Here is a 24,889-nt window from a genome sequence, read left to right on the forward strand (position 1 = left end):
CGTGAAGCTCGATATCCTGCACGAACTCAACGCGGAACGCGCGGCGCGCCGGCCCGTCATTCTGGTGACGGACACCGAGAGCGGCGAGCAGCGCCTGGTGAAGGCCAAAGACTTTGGCAAGGACCCGCTGCGCGCCGAGCTGGAGAAGCAGCTTCGCATGGGCAAGAGCGCCAGTGTCGAGGCGGGCGGCAAGAAGCTGTTCCTCAACGTCTACGCGCCGACGGCAAAGCTCGTCATCGTCGGCGCGGTCCATATCAGCCAGGCGCTGGCGCCGCTGGCGCGCTCGCTCGGCTATGACGTCACCGTGGTCGATCCGCGCACGGCCTTCGCGAGCCCTGAGCGCTTTCTCGACATTCCGCTGATCGCCGAATGGCCCGATACTGCGCTGCCGCCGCTCAACGTCGACGCCTACACGGCCTTCGTCGCGGTGACTCACGATCCCAAGATCGACGACCCCGCGCTGCTGCATGCCTTCGAGCGCAACTGCTTCTACATCGGCGCGCTCGGCTCGCGGAAGACGCATGCCAAGCGTGCCGACCGGTTGCGGGCGCAAGGCGCAAAGGAAAGCGACATCGCCCGCATCCACGCGCCCATTGGTCTTGCGATCGGCGCGGTCTCACCATCCGAGATCGCGGTGGCGATCATGGCCGAGATCACGGCGGTGCTCCGCCTACCACCAAAAGAAAAAGAAGAAGCGGCATGAAGTTCGGCCCGGCGAGCCCCAGGGATGCGATCGGCGGGGTGACCGTCCACACCCTGCGCCAGGGACCGCTGGTGCTAAAGAAGGGCACGACGATCGGACCTGCCGAGGTCGAGGCGCTGGAGCGCGCCGGCATCAAGGACGTCGTCGTCGTGCGCATGGAGGAGGGCGACGTCTCCGAAGACGTCGCGGCCGCCAGCATCGCGCTTGCCGTCGGCGGCGAGGGCATCCATGTCGAGCGCGCCTTCACCGGCCGCGCCAATCTGTTCGCCGCGCGAGCGGGCGTGCTGGTGATCGACCGCGCCGCGGTCGACCGCATCAACAATATCGACGAGGCCATCACCTTTGCGACGCTCACCGCCTATAAGCCGGTGGTCGAGGGCGAGATGGTCGGCACCGTCAAGATCATCCCGTTCGGCGTCGAAGGACGTTTGCGCGATGCCGCCGTGCAGGCTGCCGGCAAGGACGTGTTAAAGATCGCGCCTTACGTGACCAAGCGCGTCGGCGTGGTCTCGACGCTGCTGCCGGGCCTGTCCTCCAAGGTGATCGACAAGTCCCTGCGCGTCACCGCCGAGCGGCTCGCGCCGGCCGGTGCCAGCATCATCGCAGAGCGGCGGGTCCCGCATGAGGAGCAGGCGCTGTCTGCCGCGATCAAGGAATTGCTGGACCTCGGCGCGGAGCTCGTGATCGTGTTCGGTGCATCCGCGATTGCCGACCGCCGCGACGTGATTCCGGCGGCCGTCACTGGAATCGGCGGCGAGATCGAGCATTTCGGCATGCCGGTTGACCCCGGCAATCTCTTGCTGATCGCGCGCGCCGGCGACGTGCCGGTGCTGGGCGCGCCGGGCTGCGCGCGCTCGCCGGTCGAGAACGGTTTTGACTGGGTCTTGATGCGCCTTCTCGCCGGCATCAAGGTGACGCGGTCCGAGCTGATGGGCATGGGCGTCGGTGGCCTCTTGATGGAGATCGTGACGCGGCCGCAGCCGCGTGCACAGCCGGAGACCGAGGGCAACAGCCAGGTCGCGGCCATCGTGCTCGCGGCGGGCCGCTCGACCCGGATGGGCGGGCCGAACAAGCTGCTCGCCGAACTCGACGGCAAGAAGCTGGTGCGCCTCGCGACCGAGCAGGCGCTGGCCTCCAAGGCATCCGAGGTGATCGTCGTCACCGGTCATCAGGCCGAGCTCGTCGAGCAGGCGCTGCAAGGCCTGAATGTGAAGTTCGTCCGCAATCCTGACTTCGCCGGCGGCATCGCCAGCTCGGTGAAGGCGGGCATCGCGGCTGTGCCAGAGACCTACGACGGCGCCGTTGTGTGTCTCGGCGACATGCCGCTGATCGACGCCGGCCTGATCGACCGTCTCATCGACAGCTTTGCCCCGGACCGCGGCAATCTCATCGTCGTGCCCGTCAGCGAAGGCCGCCGTGGCAACCCCGTGCTGTGGTCTCGCCGCTTCTTCAAGGAGTTGATGACGCTCGACGGCGACGTTGGCGCACGCCACCTGATCGCCAAGCATGCGGAGGCGGTGGCCGAAGTGCCCGTCGACGGCGAGAGCGCCTTCCTCGACATCGACACGCCGCAGGCGCTGGAGGCGGCAAGACGCGGATAGCGCTGCCGTAGGGTGGGCAAAGGCGCGCAGTGCCGTGCCCACCATCTCTCCACACTGGTGGGCACGCTTCGCTTTGCCCACCCTACGGCATCTCCCAAGCTTGCCGATTTCAACCACCCGTTCACCAAGTGGAAACGACCGGCGCTTACAGTCGCCTCCACCTGCCTTGGGGGGAGGGGTTTTTCGATGGCTTCGAACGTCGTCGCGCGCCGTTGCGCGATGTTTTTCTTTGCGCTGTCCGTTTGCGTCGCCGGCGCTCGCTACATCACCGAAGCCCATGCCGCCGGCGCCTTTGCGGTCGGCAAGTGCGGCGCCTATGGCCAGGCCTTTGACTATGGCCACGAGCACGAGGCACGCGCCGCGGCGCAGAAGCAGTGCAAGGGCGATTGCACGACCGTGACGATGAGGCGCGCCTGCGCTGCGATGTCGGTCGATATGACAAACCCCTGCGGTGCCTATGGCTATGCCGTGAAGCCGAAGATCTCGGCTTCGCTCAACGCCGCCACGCGCGAATGCTACAAGTACGGCGGCAAGGAATGCGTGATCCGCGCCTGGGCCTGCGACGCCAAGGGTTGATTTTTGGCTCCGTCATTCCGGGGCGCGCGTAGCGCGAACTATGGTGCGCCCTCGCGCACCTGAGAATCTCATGCAACAATCTCCAGATTCCGGGTCTGCGCCTGACGGCGCATCCCGGAATGACAATTTGTGGAGACATGCATGCAGTTCGACACCAAGATCGCCGTCGTGATTCGCACCGATCTTCAGGCCTGGCAGAAGCTGAACGTTGCGGCCTTTCTCACCAGCGGCATCGCGGCTGCGTTCCCCGAATGCATCGGCGAGTCCTATGAGGATGCTTCAAGCACGAAATATCTCTCACTGATCGGCCAGCCGATCCTGATCTATGGCGCCGACGGTCCGGCGTTGTCGCGCGCGCTGGACCGTGCGCTGACGCGGAGCGTCACCCCAGCCGTCTATACCGAGGACATGTTCAAGACCACGCACGATGCCGCCAACCGCGAGGCGGTGCGGGCGGTTGCGCGCAACGAGCTCAATCTCGTCGGCATCGCCATGCGCGCCGAGCGCAAGGTGATCGACAAGATCGTTGACGGGTTGAAGTTTCATAGTTAGTCGCACCGCTCGAAAGCTCCTACAGCGTCATTGCGAGCGAAGCGAAGCAATCCAGAATCGTTTGGCGCAGGTTTTCTGGATTGCTTCGTCGCTTCGCTCCTCGCAATGACGGACTGTGGCTCACCCCGGCGGCATGCCTTCGAACTTAATCAGGCCAGGGTCAAGACGATCCCAGTCGTGACCGCGCGCGGCGAAGGTGACCGCCTGCGGCTGGTAACGGGCGGGCTCGTCGAGGCTTGCCGCCCGGATCGTGAAGACGTCGGGCTGCGCTGCGAAAGTCATGTAAACGGGTACACCGCATTGAGTGCAGAAGCCGCGCGTCTTCACGTTGCCGTTGTCGGCGACCATGTCCCAATGCTTCGCTTCGCCGGTCAGCGTGACGCCGGCGCGCGCGAATGTCGCGTACGAGCCATGGCCGCTGCCACTTTCGCGCTGGCAGTCCCGGCACTGGCAGTGATTGCTGAACAGGGGCTCCCCCTGAATCGAATAGCGGATCGCGCCGCAGGCGCAGCCGCCGGTATAGGGCTTGTCCATCGCGATATCTCCCACTCAACCTTCGCCGCTGATCTCGTCGAGCTGCCTAACGACCTTTTTCCAGCCGCCGCTCATGACCGTGTAGGCCGACTCGTTCCTGGGCAGGACGAAGCCCGCATGGACCAGGCGGATCCGCGTGCCGGCTTCGACCGGGGCGAGGGACCAGGTCACGACGGTGTCGAGCGGTGCGCCATAGCCGGTGTTGCGCTCGTCGCCGCCCTTCCAGGCGTAGACGAGGCGGCGGTGCGGCACGACCTCGAGAACCCGGCAATGGATCACACCGTCCCAGTCGCCGCCCGGGGTGGTCTGGAACGTGAAGGCCTTGCCTTCGACGGCTTCAAAGCCGGTCGGCTTCATCAGCCAGCGCGCGATCAACGCGGCACTGGTCAGCGCCTTCCAGACCGTCTCCGGCGCATGAGGGAGCACATCGTCAATGACGATGTCCTTTGTTTCGGCTTTCAACGCAGCTGCACTCACGGATCGATCTCCTTCAACAGGTCACGCAGGTTCTGGAAGCGCTCGCGCCAGAAGACGCCGTAATGGTCCATCCAGCTGATCAGAGGCTCGAGCCCCTGCGGCGCGGCGCGGTAATAGACGTTGCGGCCCTCTGCACGCTCGGCGACGAGACCGGCCTGCTTGAGGGATTTCAGGTGCTGCGAGATCGCGCCCTGAGTGACGCCGCTGCCGCGCGTCAGCTCGGCGACGCTGATCTCCTTGCTCTCGAACACGCGCTCGAACACGGCACGGCGGGTTGGATCGGCGAGGGCGCGCATCACGGTGGTGACGGGGTTTGGGGCAGCTTCAGTCATGCAATCAAATTAGTAGTTACTAATGCATTAGTCAACACTAATTCGTTCGGAGCGTCTCACCGGCTTGACTATGACTGACTAGTCAGTCATATTTCTCAGATGACGAAGAAGCCGATCAAAGCCGCCCTGCCATCTGCAAATCGCGCCGGCGCGAAGGGCCCTGTGCCCGCTCGCAGCGAAGAGGCGCCTGCCTCGAACCGCGCCACGCGTGCAGCGGAGCGGCGTGCGGCGATCGTGGAAGCGGCGATGGACGAATTCATCGCGCGCGGGTTTGCGGCGACGCGGCTCGACGACATTGCCAGGCGCGCCGGCGTCGCCAAGGGCACGATCTACCTGCACTTCAAGGACAAGGAATCGATGTTCGAGGAGCTGGTGCGCATCGTCATCGTCCCCGTGGTCGCACGGCTGACTGCGCTGCCGCCGCCGGCGGGCTCGGTGCGCGACCTGATCGAGGCTTTCGCAGGCAACTTTCTGAAGGAGGTGATCGGCACGAGGCGCGGCGATCTGGTGCGCCTGATCGTGGCGGAGGGCCCGCGCTTTCCGTCGGTCGCCGACTTCTACTACCGCGAGGTGGTCTCGCGCGGGATCGCCGCCATGCGCGCACTGATCGAGCTCGGTATTGCCCGCGGCGAGATCCGCGAGAAGGATCTCGCTCGCTATCCGCAGATCCTGGTCGCGCCCGCGATGATCGCCGTGATCTGGCAGAGCCTATTTGCGCGGCATGCGCCGCTCGATGCGCAGGACATGCTGCGCGTCCATCTCGATTTGATTTTTGGCGAACGGAGGACGAACATGAGGTCGTCGCAAGCAATTTCTGTATTGGCATTGGTAGCTGTGCTCGCAACCGGGCTTGCCGGTTGCAACGAGAAGCGTGATCCCGGCTTCCAAGGCTGGGTCGAGGCCGACATGATCTTCGTCAGCCCGGACGAAGCGGGTCGGGTCACCAGGCTCAACGTCCGCGAAGGCGACGAGGTCAAGGTTGGTGATGCCCTCTATTCCGTCGACGACGATCTCCAGCGCGCCGATCTCAATCAGAACAAGGCGACACTCGCGAACGCGCAGCAGACCTATGACCGCGCGGCCTCGCTGAGCAAGACCGGCTCGGGCACGCAGGCCAATCTCGACTCCGCCGTGTCCGCCTTGCGCGTCGCGGAAGCGCGGGTGGCGACGTCGGAGACGCGGATGGCGCGCCGCAAGGGCTTTGCGCCCGTCGCCGGCACCATCCAGCAGATCTATTTCCGCGAGGGCGAGATGGTGGCAGCGCAGCGGCCGGTGCTCTCGATCATGCCGCCGGGCAACATGAAGCTGCGCTTTTTCGTGCCGGAGACCGAGCTGCCCAAGCTCGCCATCGGGGATACGGTGCGCGTTTCTTGCGACAATTGCGCGGCCGACCTCACCGCGAAGATCTATTTCATCGCGACCTCGGCCGAGTACACTCCGCCCGTGATCTACAGCCTCGATGAACGCAACAAGCTGGTCTACCTGATCCAGGCGCGGCCCTCCCGCCCCGATGCCTTGCGCGTCGGACAGCCAATCGACATCCATCTCAATCCAAAGACCCCGGTGGCGGACACGCGATGAGCAGCGGCAACGGCATCGCGATCGACGTCAAGGGCCTGACCAAGTCGTTCGGGGGCAGGGAAGTCGTGCATGATCTGTCGATGCAGGTGAAGCGCGGCTCGATCTACGGCTTCCTCGGACCCAACGGCTCGGGCAAGACCACGACCATCCGCATCCTCTGCGGCTTGCTGACACCCGACAGCGGCGAGGGCACCTGTCTCGGCTACGACATCCGCCGCGATGCCGAGAAGATCAAGCGCCAGGTCGGCTACATGACCCAACGCTTCAGCCTGTACCAGGACCTCTCGGTGCGCGAGAACCTCGAATTCGTTGCGCGGCTCTATGGCCTCGCCGACGCGCGCGGCGCCGCCCGCGACATGATCAAGCGGCTCGGGCTGTCGGGCCGCGAGGAGCAGCTTGCGGGCGAGCTCTCCGGCGGCTGGAAGCAGCGGTTGGCGCTGGGGGCCTGCACGCTGCCCAATCCACAATTGTTGCTGCTCGACGAGCCGACAGCCGGCGTCGACCCCAAGGCGCGGCGCGATTTCTGGAATGAAATCCACGCGCTCGCCGCCGATGGCCTCACGGTGCTGGTCTCAACCCATTACATGGACGAGGCCGAGCGCTGCCACGAGATCGCCTACATCGCCTACGGCTATCTGCTGGCGCATGGCACGGTGGAGGAGGTGATCGCGAAATCCGCGCTGACGACCTACACCGTGACGGGCGACGACCTCAATGGGCTCACGGCTGCGCTCGCGGGCAAGCCCGGCATCGACATGGTGGCGCCGTTCGGCACCTCGCTGCACGTCTCCGGCCGCGATGTCGCGGCTCTCGAAGACAGCATCGCGCCTTGGCGCGAGAAGGGCGGACTGCACTGGCAGAAGTCGCAACCCTCGCTCGAAGACGTGTTCATCGAGCTGATGGGACGCTCCAGGGATAATTTCCAATGAGCGCAGTCGACCATCCCGCACCACGGCGCGAAATCCGCGAGCGCTTCGGCTTCCTGCGGCGTTCCTATGCGATGCTGATCAAGGAGTTCATCCAACTCAGGCGCGACCGCGTCTCGTTCGCGATGATCGTGATGCTGCCGGTGATGCAGCTCATGCTGTTCGGCTATGCCATCAACACCACGCCGCGCCATCTGCCGAGCGCCGTGCTGCTCCAGGAGGATTCCGATCTCGCCCGCTCGATCCTGAAGGCGCTGGAGAATACCGCCTATTTCCGCTTCCTCTACGAAGTGCACGACGTCGATGATTTCGACAATCTCTTGAAATCCGGCAAGGTGCTATTCGGCGTCGAGATTCCGCGCGGCTTCGAGCGGGCGGTGCGGCGTGGCGACAGGCCGGCGCTGCTGGTTGCCGCCGACGCCACCGATCCGGTCGCGGCGAGCGCGGCGATCGGCTCGCTCGGCATGGTCGTGCAGACTGCGCTCAAGCACGATCTCTTTATCGGCGATCCTCCGGAGATGCCGTTCGAGATCCGCGCGCATGCCCGCTACAATCCGGCGGCGGCCTCCAGCCTCAACATCGTGCCGGGGCTGGTCGGCACCATTCTGACCATGACCATGCTGATCTTCACCGCGTTGTCGGTCACGCGCGAGGTCGAGCGCGGCACCATGGAGAGCCTGTTGTCGATGCCGATCAAGCCGGTCGAGGTGATGTTCGGCAAGATCGTGCCTTACGTGCTGGTCGGCTTCGTCCAGGCCTTCCTGATCATCGGCATCGGCGTCGGCCTGTTTGGCGTGCCCGTGCTCGGCAATCTCGTCCTGCTGGCGCTGCTCTCGACGCTGTTCATCACCACCAATCTGTCGATCGGCTATACCATCTCGACGGTGGTGCAGAACCAGCTCCAGGCCATGCAGATGTCGATGATGTTCTTCCTGCCGAGCATTCTCCTGTCCGGCTTCATGTTTCCGTTCGCCGGCATGCCCACCTGGGCGCAATATGTCGGCGAATGCCTGCCGCTGACCCATTATTTGCGGATCGTCCGGGCCATCATGCTTAAGGGAGCTACCATGGAGAACCTGCGTTTCGATACGCTGGCGCTGGCGGCCTTGATGCTGCTCGCCATGACCATCGCCGTGACGCGCTTCCGCCGCACGCTGGATTGAGGCACACTGTCTTGTGACGTCATTCCGGGCCGCACAAAGTGCGAACCCGGAATCTCGAGATTCCGGGCTCACGCTACGCGTGCCCCGGAATGACAAGGGGGGATGATGGTTCGTTTTGCGAGCAGGAGGACGCGGCAGCATGCCGCCTTGTCGGAGGATTTCGAGCGCGAGCTGACGCGGGAGGTGCTGCGCACCGAGCTGCTCCGGGTGCGGGCGCTGATCATGACGGGCTGCACTATGCTGCTGCTGCTCACCGCGATCTATCTGATCGACCCCGGCGTGGTGAACCGGGTCTGGCGCGGAACGGAAGGGCTGATCGAGGTCTATGGCCTTCTCGGCGGCTTCATCCTGTTCGAGGTTTGGGTCCACACCCAGATCAGGAAGAACATCCGGCTCGATCGCGATCTGCCGGTGATCAGGCGCTATATCGGCACGCTGATCGAGACCTCGCTGCCGACGGTGATCCTCGTTCTGCAAACCCGGACCATGGGCCCAAGCCAGGCTCTCGGCTTTGCCGTTCCGCTGATGTACTTCATCTTCGTCATTCTCTCGACCTTGCGGCTCGACTTCTGGCTCTCTGCATTCACAGGTTTCGTTGCTGCGGCCGGGCTTCTGGCGGTCGCGCTGCACTACAACGCGGCTGACGAGGCCGGCGATCCCCTGATCTATTTCCACGCTGTGCGCAGCATCGTGATCCTGATCTGTGGCGTGCTGGCGGGTGCCGTCGGCGCTCAGCTGCGCCGCCAGTTCGCCGCGAGCATTGCGGCCGCGACCGCGCGCGACCGCGTGACGAACCTGTTCGGCCAGCACGTCTCTCCGCAGGTGGTGGAGCGGCTGATGGCGGCAGGCACCAGCGGCGGCGGTGACGTCCGCCACGTCGCGGTGATGTTCGTCGATTTCCGCGGCTTCACCGCCGGCGCGCGGTCGCGCACGCCGCAGGAGGTGGTCGACCGGCTCGACGGCGCCTTCGCGGTGCTGGTCGACATCCTCGACCGCCACGGCGGCATCGTGAACAAGTTCCTGGGCGACGGTTTTCTCGCGCTGTTCGGTGCGCCGCTGGAGGCGTCCGATGCTGCGCACCGCGCGGTCGCCGCGGGTCGCGAGATGCTGATCGCGATGGAACGCATCAATGCAGAGACGAGCTGGCCGCTGCAGATCGGCATCGGCATCCATTTCGGCGAGGTCGTCGCCGGCAATATCGGCTCGCCGCGGCGCAAGGAGTACACCGTCATCGGCGATACCGTGAACTTCGCCTCGCGCCTGGAGGCGCTGAACAAGGAGTTCGGCTCGCAGCTCCTGATCTCCGCGTCCGTGCGCGAGGCGCTGGGCGATGACGGCCGCGATGCCGTCGCACTCGGCGAAGTCGAGGTGCGCGGCTACGAGCAGAAAGTGCCGGTGTTTCAGCTGGGGTAGCGCGCACCTTCAAATGTGGGTCGCGCGTCGTTGAAGCAGGGTCGCGCTGCATTGAAGACGCGTGATGAGATATCCTTGCTAGTTTCCGGGTCCTGCACTGTGGAGGCCGAGACGTCTCGGCTTTCACTCGTTATCCGGAGAAAGCCAATGACCCGATTGAGCCTAGTTGCGGCTGCCCTGATCGCCGCCGCCATCTTTCAAACCGAAGCTGCAGCCGCCCGCAACGTTACGGCGCGGCACGCCGCAACTCATGTGACGACGGACTGCGTCAGGGCTCCGGCAGAGGGTGCGTTTGCATCTGATCCCTACAAGCAGCCGCCCTGCCTGCCGAACACGGCGTACGCGTACTGACGATCGCAACAGATGACGCCGGGCTGGCGAGGTCGGCCAGCCCGGACTCGCGGCGAGAGCAGGCGCGACCGCGTGCGCCCGCTCTTCTGCGTCTGGTCTGCCGCTATTGCTCCGATTGCTCCGAACTTTGGGGCATGACGAGCGATGTTGCCGGCTTGTAGAGTGCTGCGCGATGCGGCCGGTTGCGGCCGCGACTTGCATGGGGAAGTGACGATGCAGCGCCGCTACATCGCGCCTTCGGCGGCAATCAGCTCGCCGTGGTGCTCGATGCCGGCGGCCTGTCGACCGCACAGATGCAAGCGATCGCCGCCGAATTCAACTATTCCGAGACGACGTTCGTGCTGCCGCCTGGCAATCCGGCGCACACTGCGGAGGTCCGCATCTTCACACCCGTGAGGGAGCTTCCCTTCGCAGGCCATCCCAATGTCGGGACTGCCTTCGTGCTGGCGAGCCTTGCCAGGGAGCCGAAGCCGCGCCTGCTGTTCGAGGAGAAGGCGGGCCTCGTGCCGGTGGATATCGTGCGCGAGCAGGGCCGGGTGGTCAGCACCGAACTCACCGCGCCGCAGCCGCTGTCGCGGCTTGCAAAGTGTTCTGCCGAGGAGGTCGCGGCCTGTATCTCGCTGACGGCGGATGACGTCAGGGCCGATCATCACGCGCCGCAGGTCGTCGGTGTCGGAACGCCGTTCGTGGTCGCGGAGGTGAAATCGCGCGAGGCCGTGCGGCGGGCCAAGCCCGATGCCGCGGCATTCGCTCGGATGCTGCCGCGCGACGGCGCCTTCTCGGTCTACTTTTACACGCGCGATGTGCCAGCTGCGGAGGCGCCGTGCGAGTGCCAGGCGCGGATGTTCTTTCCCGGCGCCAGCGGCCTGATCGAAGACCCCGCCACCGGCAGCGCCACGGTCGCGGCGGCGGCTCTGTTCGCCGATCTCGATCCCACGCGCGACGGCGAGTTGAAGCTCACGGTCGGCCAGGGCTTTGACATGGGCCGGCCGAGCATTCTCCTGACACGCGTGCGCAAGCAGGATGGCAAGATCGTCTCCGCCCATGTCGGCGGCAGCTGCGTGCAGATGATGGAGGGGACGTTTAGGTTGGCGGGAGCGGAGTGAGCGCTCTCTCTCCGTCATCCCCGCGCAATGGCGAAGCCATTGTCGCTGGAGTTGCGAGCCCTTGCGAGCCTCGAAGGATGAACGGCCCGTAGCCTCGGAGCACGCCGCCGCCCTTCGAGGCCTCCGCTTCGCTACGGCACCTCGGGGTGACGGCTACTGTTAGACCCTGATTTATCCGACGGTCCGGAGTAACGGCTACACCTGCCGTCCCGCCAAATTCGTCACCGTCACGCCATCGCGCTCTTCGATGATCTCCGCAATCATCTGGCGGTGGCAGTGGGTGTGGTCGCGCTCGTAGCAGAGCAGGCACACCGGGCCTGCCTTCTTCACCAGCGCCGAGAGCTCGTCCATCTCTTCTTTCGCCTGCGGTGTCTTCAGGTGCTTCGAATAGATCTTCTCCAGCGCGTCGTATTGACCGCTGCGCGCCGCGAGGCGGCCCTCCTTCGGCGTGCCGAGCGCGGCGAGATGGACATAGGCGATGCCGCGCTCGTCGAGGCCTGCCGAAAGCTGCTTCTTGGAAAAGCCGGGCCGGCGCGATGACGTCACCGCGCGCACGTCGACCACGAGCTTGACGCCCGCCGCTTCCAGCTCGTCCAGCACCGCCTTCGGCGGCGTCTGCTCATAGCCGATGGTGAAGAGCTTCTTCGCCTTTGCCATGTAACCCTCAACTCACCCGCGCGATCAGTTCCATGGCACCGTGGGGCGCGCGCACCTTGCCCTCGTGGATGACATAGGCGAACACGTCGCGCGGCTCCTTCTTCGGCTTGGCCTTGTCAACCTTCGGCAGGTCGTCCGGTTCGCCCCCCCAAGCCCAATCCTGGAAGCGCTTGGCCCAGGCGTCGAGCTGTTTCGGCGGATAGCAGGTCTTGATGTCGTCATTGCCTTTCTGGAGCCGCGCATAGACGAAATCGCCGGCGACGTCGGCGATAGCAGGATATTTGCCATGCTCGGCGAACACCACGGGCGTCTCGAACTCGCGGATCAGCGCGATGAAGTCAGGTGTGCAGAAGCTGTCATGGCGCACTTCCACGACATGGCGCAAAGCGCGTCCGTCGAGCTTGCGCGGCAACAGCTCCAGGAACTTGCCGAAATCGGCACCGTCGAACTTCTTCGTCGGCGCGAACTGCCACAGCACGGGCCCGAGATGATCGCCGAGCTCCAGCACGCCGGAATCATAGAACCGCTTGATGGAATCGCCGGCCTCGGCAAGCACGCGGCGGTTGGTGGCGAAGCGCGGTCCCTTCACCGAGAACACGAAGCTATCAGGGACTTCGCTCGCCCATTTGCGGAAGCTCTCCGGCTTCTGCGAGCCGTAATAGGTGCCGTTGATTTCGATCGAGGTCAGCTTCGAGGCGGCATAGGACAGCTCCTTCGCCTGCGCGAGCTTCTCCGGATAGAACACGCCGCGCCAGGGCTCGAAGGTCCAGCCGCCGATGCCGATGAAGATGTTGCCGGATTTTTTTGACGCGGTTTTTGCTTTGGCCACAGAATGTCTCGCATCGGAAGAGAGGGAGGGCTTCATCCTAATCAAACCAGATGTGATTGGCCAGTTGGCTCGTCCTGTCTAAGCTCGCGACCGGACCCGCGAAAAAGGAGAACAACAATGCGGATGCTGACGATGGGAGCCGCGCTCGTCATGATGACATCTGCTGCCATGACATGCTCGGCGTTGGCGGATGACGACGACGCCAAGAGCGCACAGAAGCTCGCCCAGCAGGGCCGCGACGATTACTGGCATTGCCTGGCGCGGGAATATTCGCGCGACTCCAATCGGGGCCTGTCGGAGCAGGATTTCGGCCGCTCGGTGGCGGGCGCCTGTCCATCGGAGCGGCAATATTACCGGGTGGCGCTGCTCGACTATCTCACCACGCAGTATCCGAACATCGATGCCGGCGCCCATCTCGCCACCGCGAACAGGGCGGTGGAGGCGGCGCAGAAGGACATCGTGATGGCCTTCGTCAAGCGCCGGCCGCCGGTGAAGTAGGGAATGGGGAGTGGCGAATGGCGAGTGGGTCAGAAGCCCCGGTTGCCTCATTCGCCACTCGCCATTCGCTATTCGCCCGGGGCCTTCCGGCCGCGCGCTCATCCATGGTATCAGTGTGCGCGTCTGGAGCAGGGATGGACTTGCATGTCGTCTGAGTCGGTGGGGGGCATTGTGGGGGCGATCGTCGCGGCGATCGTGCTTGCGGTTGCCGTCGTGTTTGGGCCGATCGGCCAGTACGGCAAGCCGCCCAAGCCGGCGAAAGTCGAGCCGGCCCCGGCGGCGGCACCGGCAGCCCCCGCCGCGCCCGCGCCGCGCGGGCCGATCATCCGGGAAGTCCCCAACCAATAGGGCGCGGAAAATGGGGTTTCCGCCCCCTTGCGAAGCGCTCTTGCCGTCCCCATCTAGCCTCTAACGGCGACGTTGAGCGAAAAACTCCGTCGCTGGGACGACCTTGGAATAGCTCAGGCCTGCGCCGGATGTACGCGCGGTCCGCCGTTCCGGGGTCGTTGGCATTTTAGGGCCCCTTTTCGGCCGTTCCCCAAAGACCCCGGCTTGGCAGCGCAGGATGCGGCGGATATACGCTGCCGTCATGAATGAAGCGATCAGACCGGGCCTCGACAGCCAGGCTCAAGAGGGGCCGGAACTGTCGGTCATCGTCCCTACGTTCAACGAGCGCGACAACGTCACGGTGCTTTACCGGCGCCTGGAGGCGACCCTCGTCAACGTCGCGTGGGAAGTCGTGTTCGTCGACGACAATTCGCCTGACGGCACCTGGGACGTCGTGCGGGCGCTGGCGCAGCGCGACAGCCGCGTGCGCTGTGTCCGCCGCATCGGCCGCCGCGGCCTGTCGGGCGCCTGTATCGAGGGCATTCTTGCCTCCAGCGCGCCCTATGTGGCCGTGATCGATGCCGACCTCCAGCACGACGAGACGCAGCTGCCGAAAATGCTGTTGCTGCTCGCAAGCGATCAGGCCGACCTCGTGGTCGGCAGCCGCTACATCGAGGGCTACAAGAGCGAAGGCTTCAACAAGCAGCGTGCCGGCGCCAGCGCGCTCGCGACCGAGGTCGCCAGGAAGATGCTGCGGGTCGAGATTGCCGACCCCATGAGCGGCTTCTTCATGGTCCGCCGCGACCGTTTCGAGCAGCTCGCGCCAAAGCTCTCCGTGCACGGCTTCAAGATCCTGCTCGACATCGTCGCGACCGCGCACGGCGGCTTGCGGGCGGTCGAGATTCCCTACACCTTCGGCGCCCGCCAGCACGGCGAGAGCAAGCTCGATTCCATGGTCGCGCTCGACTTCCTCGGTCTCGTCTTCGCCAAGCTGACCAACGACGTCGTTTCGCTGCGCTTCATCCTGTTCGCGATGGTCGGCGGCATCGGCCTCGTGGTGCATCTGACCACGCTGTTCATCGCGCTTCAGCTGTTCAAGGCGCCGTTCGCGGAGGCGCAGGCCGCCGGCGCCATCGTCGCCATGACCAGCAATTTCATCCTCAACAACTTCCTCACCTATCGCGACCAGCGGCTGAAGGGCTTTGCGCTGCTGCGCGGCCTGATCGCCTTCTACATCGTGTGCAGCGTCGGCCTGCTCGCCAATGTCGGCGTCGCGTTCTCGGTGTACGACCAGGAGCCGATCTGGTGGCTGGCCGGCATGGCCGGCGCGCTGATGGGCGTGGTGTGGAACTACGCGATGTCCGGACTGTTCGTCTGGCGCAAGAAATAGCTCGCAATGGGCGGAGCTGACGTGCGGATCGTCCGCAACACCGCGCTGCTGATCCTCGCGCTGGTCGGCCTGCGACTGGTCGCCGCCGCCTTCACGCCGATCACCTTCGACGAAGCCTATTACTGGATGTGGTCGAAGAACCTCGCCGGGGGCTATTACGACCACCCGCCAATGGTCGCCTACGTCATCCGCGCCGGCACCATGGTCGCGGGCGATACCGAGCTCGGCGTCCGTCTGGTCTCGATCCTGCTCGCACTGCCGATGAGCTACGCGGTCTATCGCTCCGCCGCAATCCTGTTCGGCGGCGCGCGCGTGGCTGCGACCAGCGCCATCCTGCTCAACGTGACACTGCTGGCCTCCGTCGGCACGCTGATCGTCACGCCCGATGCGCCGCTGCTGGTCGCCTCCAGCTTCGTGCTGTTCTTCCTCGCCAAGGTGCTGGAGACCGGCCGGGGCGCCTGGTGGCTCGCGGTCGGCGTGGCGGTCGGTGCGGCGCTGCTGTCGAAATACACCGCGATGTTCTTCGGGCCGGCGATCCTGATCTGGCTCGCTTGCGTGCCGAAGCTGCGGCGCTGGTTCCTCTCGCCCTGGCCCTATCTCGGCGGCCTGGTTGCCCTGGCGCTGTTCTCGCCGGTGATCCTCTGGAATGCGGACCACCAATGGGTCTCGTTCGCAAAGCAGCTCGGCCGCGCCAGGATCGAGGACTTCCGCCCTGTCTTCATCGCCGAACTGATCCCGACCCAGATCGCGTTCGCAACGCCGCTGGTCTTCATCCTCGGCGCGATGGGATTGCATGCGCTGACCTGGCAGCGCGCGGGCGCGCTGGCCTCGCGCGTACTGATCGAGACGATGTTCTGGACCATCGTCGCCTATTTCGTCTGGCATTCGCTGCATGCCCGCGTCGAAGCCAACTGGTTCGCGCCGGTCTATCCGCCCTTCGTCGTCGCCGCGGCCGCCGCTGCCAACCTCGCGCGGTGGAAGCCGCGTCAGCGGCGCCTGGTCGACTTCTGCCTGCGCTGGGCCGCGCCTGTCGGCATTGTGATGTTTGCAGCGTTGATCGTTCAGGCCAACACCGGCTGGCTGTCGGGCTATCGTCGCGATGCCACCGTGCGCAGCGTCGGTGTCGGCTGGCGCGAGCTCGCCGCGGAGATCCAAGCGGTGCGCGCGCGCAGCGGTGCGACTTGCGTGCTCGCGCAGGACTACGGCACCACGGCCTGGCTCGCCTTCTATCTGCCGCGTGGCTCCTGCGTGGCGCAGCAAAGCCAACGCATCCGCTGGGTCAACATGGGCGAGCCGGATCCCAAGCTGCTCGCCGGCAAGCTGCTCTATGTCGACGAGCTGCGCCCGGACGGGCATCCCGTCCTCAACGTTCTCTTTGCAAGAGTGACGCAGGTTGCGCAATTGCAGCGCAAGCGCGGCCCGCTCGTGGTCGAGACCTACGGCATCGATCTGCTGGAAGGCGCCAAGGGCGAGGTGCTGGATCGTTCGCCGCCGCCGGAGGCGCGGTAGCGGACCTCAGCCGATCATCTCGGCCTCGGCGGCATCCTGGCCCGGCCCGCTCTGATCGCGCCAGAACCACACCGTCACGACGCCGGAGCGGCCGCGGACGTGGGCGAGCAGGGGGCCTGACAGGGCGCCGTCGGGAGCGCCCTGGAAGTCGGCCGCGTCCAGCAGCGTATCGCTCAACGCGAGCCGCGCATCGTTTTGCGCGGCAATTTCCATCAGCCGGCTTGCGACGTTGACGGTGTCGCCTGTCGCCGTGATGTGCTGATGGCTTTCGCCGAGCCGCGACGCAACAATGGGGCCGCAATGCGCGCCGATCTTGAACCCGAGCTGACCTGCGATCGCGGGTGGCAGCGAGGCGATCCAGCGTTCGACGCCGCGGTGCAGATCGATCGCGCATTTCAGCGCGCGCGCCGCGTCGTCGGGCATCGCGCGCGGCAGCCCGAACAGGATCATGGCGCCGTCGCCGAGAAAGCCGGTGATCATGCCGCCGCAATCGATCGCGGCCCTGTCGATCAGTGCATGAAACGCCTTCAGAAGATCCCTGAGCTCGTCCGGATCGATCCGCTCGCTCAGACCGGTGAAGCCGGAGAGATCGACAAAGACCACGGCGGCATCCTGCCGGACGGGCTTCGACAGGAAGTCCGGGTCGCGCGCCAGCCACTCCTGCACCGCCGGAGCCTGGAATTGCGCAAGCGACCGGCTCTTGGCAGCGAAGTATTGCGTGCGACGGCCTCCGGCCCACAGTTGCACGCCGGCAAAGATCGCAACCGGCGGCACCGCCGCGGCGAGGGTGGTCGCGGCGTTCAGCCAGATGCCATGCGTGAACGCGAACAGGTTGAGCCCGGCCCAGGCGATTATCACCGCGGCAGCCGCCATGATGCCGAGCGCGCTACGCCGCCAGGCGAGCAGGCCGACCAGCAGCATCGGCAGCAGGATCGCAGTGAGCGCGTCGGCAATACGGACCCGGCGGTCGCGCACGATGCCGTCGCCGGCGACCAGATGCGTGATCGCGGTCGAGACCACCTCGACGCCGGGCATCAGGGAATCGAACGGAGTCGGATAGAAATCGCCGCCGCCGGCCACCGAGGCGCCGATCACGACGATCCGGTTCTCGATCGCCGCGCGATCGAGCGTGCCGTCGAAGACGCTCTGTGCGCTGACGGTACGGATCGTCCGACGCGGGCCGTAGTAGGTGATCGGCAGCGCGAAATCGCTGTCGGTCGGCACCGCGCGATCGCCGAGCATGAGACGGTCGGGCGCGACCGTCAGCGGCTTGTCGAGCGCACGGGCGGCGACGCGCAAGGGGAACGACAGCTCGACCTTGTCGCGCGTCCGGAACAGCATCGGCACCGAGAGCGGTGAGCCCGACTGTCCTGTCGCGACGTTGACGACGCCCACCTCGGCGTGATCGGCGAATGCGGGCAACGGCTGCAGGAAGCGTTCGGCCTCTGGCAGCACGGCCAGGGGACCTTCGCTAGGTGCCACGGTCTCGCTGGCGGAGGGGAAGATCGCCGCGGCGGCGAGCACCATGGGACCGGTGGCGAGCGTGTTGGCCAGCGTGGCATCGCCGATCGCCGCGCTGCGGTCGACGAGCAGGAGATCGATCGCGACGACCTTCGGCTTGAACTGCACGATGGTGTCGACGACGCGGGCGAGATCGGCGCGCGGCAGCGGATAGCTGCCGCCGCGCTTCACGACGGTGTCGTCGATCGCGACGATGGTGACGAGATCGGGCGGACGCTGCACGCCGCGGGCCTGCGTCCGCCAGTCCGTCAGCGTGGCTTCGAGGCGGTCGAGAAAGCGCAAGTTGCCGTTGGCGTGCGCGGCATAGATGCCCGCGCCCCACAGCGCAGTGAGGACGAGTGCCACCAGGATCTGAACGCGTCGGCTACGCATGCGGTCGTCTTGCAATCGTCTATTGTCCAAATCTCATATTGTCCAAGTCCCATGGGCCGAGCCTTGTCGACCCGGTCTTATTGCCCGAGCCTTGCCATGAGCGCGTCGACGCGCGGCTGGCCCCAGGTCTTGACGGTCAACGGGCCGGTTGGCTCGACGTCGACGCCTTCGCCGGGTCCAAGCACGACGCCGCGTCCACGAGCCCTGCGGGTGACGCCGACCCGGCCGTCGGCGACGAACACGGAGGTCTTGGCGTCAGCGACATCGACCGCCCATTTCGTGCCGCGCACTGCAGCAATCGCTTGCGGCGTCAGCACCTTGAAGGGATTGCCCCGCGGCTTCCTGGGCACCTCGACCAGCAGGGCTTTGCTGCTCAACTCGACGGAGTCAATATGTCCGTCGCGGTTGGCGTCCTTAAGTTCAAACTTGGCGCCATTTTCCGCAACGATGGTGATACCGTTGTCACAGCGCCAGGTCTGCGTCCCGGCAGCCGACGGCGACGCCGTGCAGCCCGCATTGGACGCAGGCTGTGCAGTCGCAGATCCAATCAACAGAAACGACCCTGCCAGGGCGAAAAACCCTGCGCGCGCGATTGCTCTCATGCCAGCCTCCCTTTGCGTGCTCGGCACAGTTCAAGGCGGGATGATACGGTACCGTATCACACGCAGAGGCTGCTGAAAAGTGCCGAGCTGGCAGCTATTTTCTCGTGGCGGCGATTTCCAGAACCGACGCGATCAACTTTCAGTCACGGCGCCGTGCCGCGTGAGACCGCGCGGTCCGTGATCCGCATGCGCTGTTGTCGCAATAGGTGGGCGGATGCAGGGCCGGCGGACGCGGGTCCGCCAGCCTCGCGCAACGCTTCCGCGCTACGTTCAGGGCCGATTTGAGGATCACGAAAATGACGTTGTTGAGTGCGTCATGGATGCGGCCGCAAGCGTCGAACAGCTGGCGCAAACCGGCCGAGAAACATGGTTAACAGACGCGACTAAGTCCGTAGTTCTGCGGGCCTTTTTCTCAAAACGGGACAACGTAATCGAGTTGCCCCACATCCGCCCGAACTTAATCCGCATTTAACTAAAAGTCGCCTTAATGACGCTCCGACCCTCTGCGAGATGCTGTTCCCGGATCGTGACCAGCGGCACTTCGAAGGGGGACTGAGTGACACCGTCCTGGACGCAAGGCGAATGAGTACGAGTATCGCTGCGCAGAGTAACGCGGCACGGAAGTCCAAGAGTTTCTCGCAGACTAATTCGCGGAAATCTTCCCGGAAAATGACCACGACCAATTGGCTTGGCGCCGCGGCGATCGGCTGCGTCGTGATGGGCGCCGGCTGGACGATCCACAGCAACATCTTTGGCGCAAGCGTCTATCCGACCGTCGGCAGCATCGGCTACGACGAGCCGGTCATCAAGCGCGCGCCCAAGGTGGCGCTGCGTGAGGCTGGCGAGGCCATCAAGGAAACCTTCGCGCTGCTGCCCGACCGGCTCCAGGTCGCAGCTCCGATCTCGCGCGAGATGTTCAACGAGCGCTTTGCCGCCGCTGCGACACAAGGCGTGCCATCGAATGCGGCGAGCGCCGCGCCCGCGACCCAGGTTGCGGCAGTCAAAGACGCCCCGAAGCAGAGCGTGATCGCGAAGGTCGCGGACGCGCTGAAGCCGGCGGCCAAGATAACTGACAAGACCGCTGACAAGGCTGCGGACAAGGCCAAGCGCGCACCGGATGCCCAGGTGCAACTGGCCTCGGCCGATCCGGCCGAGATCGTGCCTGCGCCCGAGGCAAAACCGAAATCCTTCGCCGATCGCGCCAAGGCTGCGGTGATGTCGATCACCGCTCCGCGCCAGTCGATGGTGGACAAGCTCTGGGGCAAGCGCGAGCCGTCCGGCGGGCTGCTCGCCTACGCCTCGGCCGATGCCAGCGTGACCGCCTCCATCGCGCCGAAGGAGCAGAACCCGATGCTCGGCGGCGCGCCGCCCTACGAGCGGGACACCGCGGTCTACGACATCACCGCCAAGACGGTGTATCTGCCCGACGGCACCAAGCTCGAGGCGCATTCCGGCCTCGGCTCCAATCTCGACGATCCGCGCTCTTCGAAAATCCGCATGCGCGGTGTGACGCCGCCGCACATCTACACGCTCAAGCCGCGCGAGGCGCTGTTCCACGGCGTGCCGGCGCTGCGACTGACCCCGATCGGCGGCGAGAGCGCGATCTACGGCCGCGACGGCCTGCTCGCGCACACCTTCATGCTCGGGCCGAACGGCGACTCCAACGGCTGCGTCTCGTTCAAGGACTATTACGCGTTCCTCGACGCCTATCGCAACAAGGGCATCCGCAAGCTCGCGGTGCTGGCGCGGGTGGAGTGAGGCGCAGCGCTAAGCCGCCAAGGTCTTGCGTAGCGCCATTTCGGTCGCGATCGCGCCCCGTACGGCCGGCCGCGCCTGCATGCGCTCGAGATAGGTCGACAGGGACGGCCATTGCGCGATGTCTATCCCTGCGGGACGGAGCAGCAGCAGGGCCCAGGTGAGATGGGCGTCCGCGACGGTGAAGCCGTTGCCGACGAGGAATTCGCGGTCCGCAAGGTGCGCCGCAGGCACCGACAAAGTCTGTGTGATCCTTGCACGCGGCTTGGCGAGCGAGCCGTCGTCCTTGTACCAGAAGGCCGGAAACAGGAACGCCTTGTGGATCTCGGTGCCGATGAAGCTCAGCCATTCCTGCAGGCGATAGCGATCGATATCGCCGGGCCGCGGCGCAAGGCGTGCCTCCGGCCTCACATTGGCGATGTATTGCAGTACCGCCGCGCTCTCGGTCAGCCGCTCGCCGTTCTCCAAGACCAGGACCGGCACCGCGCCCTTCGGCGACAGGTCGCGGAAATCGCTGCCGTCGTCGACGAGCCTCTTGGTCCAGATATGGGCGAGGTGATACTGCGCCTCGATACCGGCCTCCATCAGCGCGATGCGGCTCGAGAGTGAGCAGGCCATCGGAAAGAAATAGAGTTGCAGCATCGCGGCGCTCCCTTAGGTCAGTGCGTCGCTTTGCGCGATGATCGCGAAGCGGTCCGACAATTCGGCCAGCGCGACCTCGTGAATGGTCCTCGCCGGGAGTGCGCCGCCGCGGCCGTCGGGCAGATCGCGGGTGGCGCAGGCGTCCGCTGCGATCGTCGTGCGCAGGCCGAGGTCGAGCGCGGCGCGCGCGGTTGAGGAGACGCACATGTGGGTCATGAATCCCGCGAGCACGATGTTCTTGCGTCCGGTCGCGGCAAGCCGGGCCTGCAGGTCGGTGCCGGCAAAGGCATTCGGCAGCGCCTTCTCGATCACGGGCTCGCTGGCGAGCGGCGTCAGGCGCTCGACGATCGCGCCGCGCGCGGCCTCGCGGTCGAACAGGCTACCCGCCCGGCCCTTGTGGGCGACGTGGAAGATCGCGGCTCCGCTCTCCCGTGCTCGCGCGAGCAGGCGCGCAGCCGCGGCGATCGCCGCTTGCGCATCGGGCAGAGCCAGCGGACCGGCGCAATATTCGTTCTGGATGTCGATCAGCACGAGGCAGGCCTCGTTGAGCTTCGGCAGATTGAGATCGGCACCGGCGAGTTCGAGCAGGGTCTTTGGAGCGGTCATGCTGGTCAGGCCTTCAAGGGAATGTCGGGTGACATGACACTAGCGCAGCTCGGGCCTGCCATTGTGCAGGAATATTGCGGCATATGGCTGCAAATTTGCAGGAGCCGCCGTCGGCTGCTAAGCTCCTGGAATGAACTGGGACGATCTGCGCATCATCGCTGCGGTCAGGGACGAGGGCACCTATGCCGGCGCCAGCGCGCGGCTGCGCATCGACGAGACCACCGTCGGCCGCCGGCTGGCGCGCATCCGGCGCGATCTCGGCGTGCCGCTGTTCGACGCGGTGGACGGGCTGCGCCGGCCGACGCGCCATTGCGAGGCGGTGCTCGAGCATGTCGGCGCGATGGCCGCACATGCCGCGGCGATCGACCGCATCAAGGAGAGCCAGCCCGGCCCGGTCGGGCGCCTGCGCATCGCCTCGACCAATGCAGTCGCGGAAGAACTGCTGGCGCCGCATGCGAGCAGCTTCCTGCGCGATCATCCCGGCTTGATGCTGCAATTCCTCACCGCGAGCGGCAACGTCAAGTTCTCGCGCTGGCAGGCCGATCTCGCCATTCGCCTGCGCAAGCCGGAGAAGGGCGACTTCACCATCTCCAAGCTCGGCGAGGTCAGGCTGTACTTTTTCGAGCCCGTGGACCGCAGCAACGGGGAGCCCATCGCGTGCGTCTATCCTGACGAGCTGGACGCGATCCCGGAAGCGCAGTTCTTGCGTGCGAAGCGGCTAAAGAACGTGCGTTGCGTCACCGATAATGTCCGTATCATCAGCACCATGATCCGGTCGTATCAGGTCGTCGGTGTGCTGCCCGAACATAGTTGCGGGCCGCTGCTCGCCGACCGCAATCTGCGCGCCACGCTGCTGCCGAAGCGCCGCGACGTCTGGCTCTTGGTGCAGAACCATCTCAAGCGCGATCCGGCGACACGCGTGACGATCGACTGGGTGAGGACGTGTTTCCAGGACATCTCGCGCGATTAACGTCACGTATAACCGTGATCATCACGTCACAGCGCGCAAGATGCGACGAAAAAGCTTGATCCGCCCTCTTGCAACCCGAACGTGCCTGGTCTATTAGCGCCGTCCTTCGCTAGGCCATGGGTTCGGGCTCTCTGAGATCCCGACTGGCGCGGGCCGGTCTCCGGTTTCGTGTTCCGCCGAATGAAGAAACGCAGGATCTAGCTCATGGAGAGCGTCGGGCTGAACACCCGAAGGCATCGGTTCGATTCCGGTCTCTTGCCCCACGAAGGATAGCTCAGTTGGGTAGAGCAGGTGACGTTAAAATCATCGGGTCGCGGGTTCGAATCCCGCTCCAAGCGCTCCGTTTCAGCCTGAACAGCTGATACCTCTGACGAGGACCGGACGCGCGCTTCAGTCGCAGTCCGGCCGTTTTGCCGCAAGGCTTTCCGTCCGAACTTAGACACTGTGAGACCGGCTTTGCGCCGCGGGTAGATACCGCTTGCGCCGATGCCGGGTGGCTCCGCACGGCCGCGCGACACACCCCGCGCGATCGCGCGCGTGCGCCCGTCGTCATGCAAGCTCAAGCCCCGGCCCGCTGATTTCTCAGGAAGCGTCGTCCGCGTCCTCACGTCCTTTGCGAATGCAACCCGCTATCCGGCCACGTTCGGCCGGAGGCAACATGATGGAGGCGTGCCATGACCTTGAACAAGACTTGGCACCTGCTGATGCTGAACGTGACGGTGAAGGATGGCGAGCGTGCGTTGCTGACGCGCAACGGGCAGCTCGTGCGCGTGCTCGCGCCCGGCAAGCATCGCCTGTTCGATCCGCTGCACGAGCTGAAGGCCGAGGTGCTCGACGTGGTCCGCAGCGAATTTCCTGCGGAGCGCTACGCGGTGCTGAAGGCTGCGCGGCCTGATCTTGCCGCCGAGCTGTTCGAGGCGGTCGAGACCAAGGCGGACGAGATCGCCATCGTCAGCCTCGACGGCCGGCCCGTGCATCTGATGACGCCCTGGCAGGTGCGCGTCTACTGGAAGGTCGCAACCCGCATCGATGTCGAGCGCATCGATGTGTCCAGCGATGTCAGGCTCGACGCGCGGCACCTCACCATGATCGAGCGCAGCCGCTCGACCGTCACGAGCGAGACGGTGGTCGAGAACCACGAAGCGGGTCTGCTCTATGTCGAGGGCCGGCTCGTGGAGCGGCTCGCGCCCGGCCGGCATGCCTTCTGGACCGTCGGCCGCAAGATCGAGGTAAAGCGCCTCGACCTGCGGCCCCAGGCGGTCGAGATTACCGCGCAGGAGATGCTGACCAAGGATCGCATCGCGCTGCGGGTGACGCTGACGGCGTTCCGCCGGGTGGTCGATCCCGAGCGGACGGTTGCGACCGTGCCCGACGTGGATGCGTGGCTGTACCGCCTGGTGCAGTTCGCGATCCGCGAAGCGGTCGCCGGCCGGACGTTGGACGAGGTGCTGTCTGCGAAGGCGGCGCTGGACGCGGAGCTGCGCGACTATGTGCGCGCACGCGTCGCGGAGTCCGGCGTGGAGGTGACGGAGCTCGGCGTCAAGGACGTGATCCTGCCCGGCGAGATCCGGGAGCTGGTGAACAAGGTGGTGGAGGCGGAGCGGGTCGCGAAGGCGAACCTGATCCGCCGGCAGGAGGAGACCGCGGCGACGCGTTCGCTCCTGAACACCGCCCGCCTGATGGAGGAGAACCCCCTGCTGCTGCGGCTCAAGGAGCTGGAGTCGCTGGAGCGGCTGGTCGAGAAGGTCGGCCGCATCGACCTCCATGCCGGCGACGGCCAGGGCCTCGATGCCCTCCTGACCCGGCTCGTGCGCCTGAAGGCGCCCGAGAGCGCATGAACCTGAAGGGCCGCCCACGGGCGGCCCTTCACATCGGTATCGCCGTTGCCCTGCGGTG

25 protein-coding genes, 1 tRNA gene and 1 pseudogene are annotated in these 24,889 nt (G+C 65.6%); 18 read left to right on the forward strand and 9 right to left on the reverse strand.

All coding sequences use genetic code 11. The annotated features are described in order from the left end of the window. Position 1 precedes the first annotated feature (1 nt). From ACVIIV_RS20465 to ACVIIV_RS20480, 4 genes are all read left to right on the forward strand, one after another. Entirely contained in the window at positions 2–703 is a 702-nt protein-coding gene (locus ACVIIV_RS20465; protein WP_456745774.1) for an XdhC family protein, read from the forward strand. Beyond that, positions 700–2,304: an NTP transferase domain-containing protein gene (locus ACVIIV_RS20470; RefSeq protein ID WP_456745775.1), complete on the forward strand. Its 1,605-nt coding sequence runs from the start codon at positions 700–702 to the stop codon at positions 2,302–2,304. The genes ACVIIV_RS20465 and ACVIIV_RS20470 overlap by 4 nt, the downstream gene beginning before the upstream one ends. Before the next feature lie 186 nt (positions 2,305–2,490). Continuing rightward, positions 2,491–2,880, forward strand: coding sequence for a DUF4189 domain-containing protein (locus ACVIIV_RS20475; protein WP_456745776.1), 390 nt, complete (start codon positions 2,491–2,493; stop codon positions 2,878–2,880). A 141-nt stretch (positions 2,881–3,021) separates the two neighbouring features. Continuing rightward, positions 3,022–3,432, forward strand: coding sequence for a DUF2000 family protein (locus tag ACVIIV_RS20480; RefSeq protein ID WP_456745777.1), 411 nt, complete (start codon positions 3,022–3,024; stop codon positions 3,430–3,432). Between the two features lie 120 nt (positions 3,433–3,552). Here ACVIIV_RS20480 and ACVIIV_RS20485 read toward each other — a convergent pair whose 3' ends face one another. Genes ACVIIV_RS20485 through ACVIIV_RS20495 form a run of 3 tightly spaced genes read right to left on the reverse strand, consistent with a single transcriptional unit; the run spans position 3,553 to position 4,775 of the window. Beyond that, positions 3,553–3,966, reverse strand: coding sequence for a GFA family protein (locus tag ACVIIV_RS20485; protein ID WP_456745778.1), 414 nt, complete (start codon positions 3,964–3,966; stop codon positions 3,553–3,555). 15 nt (positions 3,967–3,981) lie between these two features. Continuing rightward, positions 3,982–4,443: an SRPBCC family protein gene (locus ACVIIV_RS20490; protein WP_456745779.1), complete on the reverse strand. Its 462-nt coding sequence runs from the start codon at positions 4,441–4,443 to the stop codon at positions 3,982–3,984. Continuing rightward, a complete protein-coding gene (locus ACVIIV_RS20495) occupies positions 4,440–4,775 on the reverse strand; it encodes an ArsR/SmtB family transcription factor (RefSeq protein WP_456745780.1) in 336 nt (111 codons plus the stop codon). Before ACVIIV_RS20495 ends, ACVIIV_RS20490 begins: the two co-directional genes overlap by 4 nt. A 99-nt stretch (positions 4,776–4,874) precedes the next feature. Between ACVIIV_RS20495 and ACVIIV_RS20500 the strand changes: the two are divergent. From ACVIIV_RS20500 to ACVIIV_RS20525, 6 genes and pseudogenes are all read left to right on the forward strand, one after another. Further along, positions 4,875–5,564: pseudogene (locus tag ACVIIV_RS20500) on the forward strand (TetR/AcrR family transcriptional regulator); the annotation flags it as partial. Between the two features lie 3 nt (positions 5,565–5,567). Further along, positions 5,568–6,356, forward strand: coding sequence for an HlyD family secretion protein (locus tag ACVIIV_RS20505; RefSeq protein ID WP_456748783.1), 789 nt, complete (start codon positions 5,568–5,570; stop codon positions 6,354–6,356). Next, on the forward strand, positions 6,353–7,285 hold the full coding sequence (locus ACVIIV_RS20510) for an ATP-binding cassette domain-containing protein (RefSeq protein ID WP_456745781.1): 933 nt from the start codon (positions 6,353–6,355) through the stop codon (positions 7,283–7,285). The genes ACVIIV_RS20505 and ACVIIV_RS20510 overlap by 4 nt, the downstream gene beginning before the upstream one ends. Next, entirely contained in the window at positions 7,282–8,445 is a 1,164-nt protein-coding gene (locus ACVIIV_RS20515) for an ABC transporter permease (RefSeq protein ID WP_456745782.1), read from the forward strand. Before ACVIIV_RS20510 ends, ACVIIV_RS20515 begins: the two co-directional genes overlap by 4 nt. A 105-nt stretch (positions 8,446–8,550) precedes the next feature. Then, complete coding sequence (locus ACVIIV_RS20520; protein ID WP_456748784.1) at positions 8,551–9,858, forward strand: adenylate/guanylate cyclase domain-containing protein; 1,308 nt, start codon at positions 8,551–8,553, stop codon at positions 9,856–9,858. A gap of 533 nt (positions 9,859–10,391) precedes the next feature. Further along, the gene (locus tag ACVIIV_RS20525) at positions 10,392–11,315 is read left to right on the forward strand and encodes a PhzF family phenazine biosynthesis protein (RefSeq protein ID WP_456745783.1); all 924 of its coding nucleotides are present in this window, start codon (positions 10,392–10,394) and stop codon (positions 11,313–11,315) included. A gap of 195 nt (positions 11,316–11,510) precedes the next feature. Here the strand turns inward: ACVIIV_RS20525 and ACVIIV_RS20530 are convergent, their stop codons facing one another. Both ACVIIV_RS20530 and ACVIIV_RS20535 read right to left on the reverse strand, forming a co-directional pair. Next, complete coding sequence (locus ACVIIV_RS20530) at positions 11,511–11,972, reverse strand: DUF488 domain-containing protein (RefSeq protein WP_456745784.1); 462 nt, start codon at positions 11,970–11,972, stop codon at positions 11,511–11,513. 7 nt (positions 11,973–11,979) lie between these two features. Continuing rightward, positions 11,980–12,801, reverse strand: coding sequence for a DUF72 domain-containing protein (locus tag ACVIIV_RS20535; protein ID WP_456745785.1), 822 nt, complete (start codon positions 12,799–12,801; stop codon positions 11,980–11,982). 117 nt (positions 12,802–12,918) lie between these two features. On the opposite strand from ACVIIV_RS20535, the gene ACVIIV_RS20540 reads away from it, so the two are divergent. From ACVIIV_RS20540 to ACVIIV_RS20555, 4 genes are all read left to right on the forward strand, one after another. After that, positions 12,919–13,299, forward strand: a complete 381-nt coding sequence (locus tag ACVIIV_RS20540) for a hypothetical protein (protein WP_456745786.1) — start codon at positions 12,919–12,921, stop codon at positions 13,297–13,299. 144 nt (positions 13,300–13,443) lie between these two features. Next, the gene (locus tag ACVIIV_RS20545) at positions 13,444–13,647 is read left to right on the forward strand and encodes a hypothetical protein (protein ID WP_456745787.1); all 204 of its coding nucleotides are present in this window, start codon (positions 13,444–13,446) and stop codon (positions 13,645–13,647) included. Between the two features lie 241 nt (positions 13,648–13,888). Continuing rightward, positions 13,889–15,016, forward strand: a complete 1,128-nt coding sequence (locus tag ACVIIV_RS20550; protein WP_456745788.1) for a glycosyltransferase family 2 protein — start codon at positions 13,889–13,891, stop codon at positions 15,014–15,016. A gap of 6 nt (positions 15,017–15,022) precedes the next feature. Then, the gene (locus ACVIIV_RS20555) at positions 15,023–16,525 is read left to right on the forward strand and encodes a glycosyltransferase family 39 protein (protein ID WP_456745789.1); all 1,503 of its coding nucleotides are present in this window, start codon (positions 15,023–15,025) and stop codon (positions 16,523–16,525) included. 6 nt (positions 16,526–16,531) lie between these two features. Here the strand turns inward: ACVIIV_RS20555 and ACVIIV_RS20560 are convergent, their stop codons facing one another. Continuing rightward, a complete protein-coding gene (locus ACVIIV_RS20560) occupies positions 16,532–18,418 on the reverse strand; it encodes a CHASE2 domain-containing protein (protein ID WP_456745790.1) in 1,887 nt (628 codons plus the stop codon). 77 nt (positions 18,419–18,495) lie between these two features. Then, positions 18,496–19,020 (reverse strand): FecR domain-containing protein, encoded by a 525-nt coding sequence (locus ACVIIV_RS20565; RefSeq protein WP_456745791.1) that lies wholly within the window; start codon positions 19,018–19,020, stop codon positions 18,496–18,498. A gap of 669 nt (positions 19,021–19,689) precedes the next feature. On the opposite strand from ACVIIV_RS20565, the gene ACVIIV_RS20570 reads away from it, so the two are divergent. Continuing rightward, a complete protein-coding gene (locus ACVIIV_RS20570) occupies positions 19,690–20,778 on the forward strand; it encodes a DUF2778 domain-containing protein (protein ID WP_456745792.1) in 1,089 nt (362 codons plus the stop codon). A 9-nt stretch (positions 20,779–20,787) separates the two neighbouring features. On the opposite strand, the gene ACVIIV_RS20575 is transcribed toward ACVIIV_RS20570, so the two are convergent. Together ACVIIV_RS20575 and ACVIIV_RS20580 are read right to left on the reverse strand one after the other, a co-directional pair. Further along, complete coding sequence (locus ACVIIV_RS20575; RefSeq protein ID WP_456745793.1) at positions 20,788–21,417, reverse strand: glutathione binding-like protein; 630 nt, start codon at positions 21,415–21,417, stop codon at positions 20,788–20,790. A 12-nt stretch (positions 21,418–21,429) separates the two neighbouring features. After that, the gene (locus ACVIIV_RS20580) at positions 21,430–22,023 is read right to left on the reverse strand and encodes a cysteine hydrolase family protein (RefSeq protein ID WP_456745794.1); all 594 of its coding nucleotides are present in this window, start codon (positions 22,021–22,023) and stop codon (positions 21,430–21,432) included. 130 nt (positions 22,024–22,153) lie between these two features. Between ACVIIV_RS20580 and ACVIIV_RS20585 the strand changes: the two genes are divergently transcribed. The 3 genes from ACVIIV_RS20585 (at position 22,154) to ACVIIV_RS20595 (ending at position 24,831) form a co-directional block, all read left to right on the forward strand. Continuing rightward, positions 22,154–22,993, forward strand: coding sequence for a LysR family transcriptional regulator (locus ACVIIV_RS20585; protein ID WP_456745795.1), 840 nt, complete (start codon positions 22,154–22,156; stop codon positions 22,991–22,993). A 190-nt stretch (positions 22,994–23,183) separates the two neighbouring features. Then, a tRNA-Phe gene (locus ACVIIV_RS20590) sits at positions 23,184–23,256 on the forward strand. Between the two features lie 411 nt (positions 23,257–23,667). Then, a complete protein-coding gene (locus tag ACVIIV_RS20595; protein WP_456745796.1) occupies positions 23,668–24,831 on the forward strand; it encodes a slipin family protein in 1,164 nt (387 codons plus the stop codon). The last annotated feature ends 58 nt before the right edge of the window (positions 24,832–24,889 follow it).

This window comes from Bradyrhizobium sp. USDA 4354, from assembly GCF_054060315.1.